The 617-nt window shown below is 56.2% G+C and carries 1 pseudogene; it reads left to right on the top strand.

Annotation, left to right across the window (positions count from 1 at the left end):
* Positions 1–264 (top strand): annotated as a pseudogene (locus tag AC0L3B_RS38210) (hypothetical protein); the annotation flags it as partial.
* Positions 265–617: the final 353 nt, after the last annotated feature.

Genomic DNA, 617 nt, shown 5'->3' with positions numbered 1-617 from the left:
GCGTCCTGGGCTTCGGCAATCCATCCGAGCCATATCCCAATTATCAATGAGATCTACTCGCCCTCCCAGGTTGAAATTGACGAGGCTCGCGGCCTCGTGCTCGCGCTGGCCGAAGGCATTGCAAAGGGGAATGCCGCGGTTCGGTACAAGTCAACGCTGCTGGGCTATGCGCACGTTCGGACTGCTATGGACTTCCTCGAGAGGGCACAGGCAGCCGGAATTGATGTTGGGAACGTTCCGAAACTCGAGCTGCCTCAAATTTGAGAAAGCGTCGGAAGGCCAACAACGGGCTGAACTTGCGCTTACGGTCCCAACCGCAGGAGGCGTCGTCAGGACATGGCTCGGCTGCCTTTCCTGGAGCTTCTCAAGAGAGCAACCGCCGATGTGGGCAGGAGCCAATTCAGCTAAACCAGCTTCACCCTTCGACTCTCGCAGGTGATCCAATATCTGGAGCTCTGGTGCACGTTGTCGATCATCGAGTTCAATCCGCATAGGCCGGCGCGCGCAGTCGCCAACATCTGCAGGGTAACAACCTAGCATGATCTCATTGGACGAGCGTCAAGGGTAAACTCCAAACCACACAAGAGGACTTGTCAAACAATGTCCGAATGGGACTA

It is taken from the genome of Bradyrhizobium sp. Kon56, assembly GCF_055807635.1.
The sequence above is the reverse complement of the archived record's forward strand: the minus strand, read 5'-3'. Positions and strand labels throughout refer to the sequence as shown.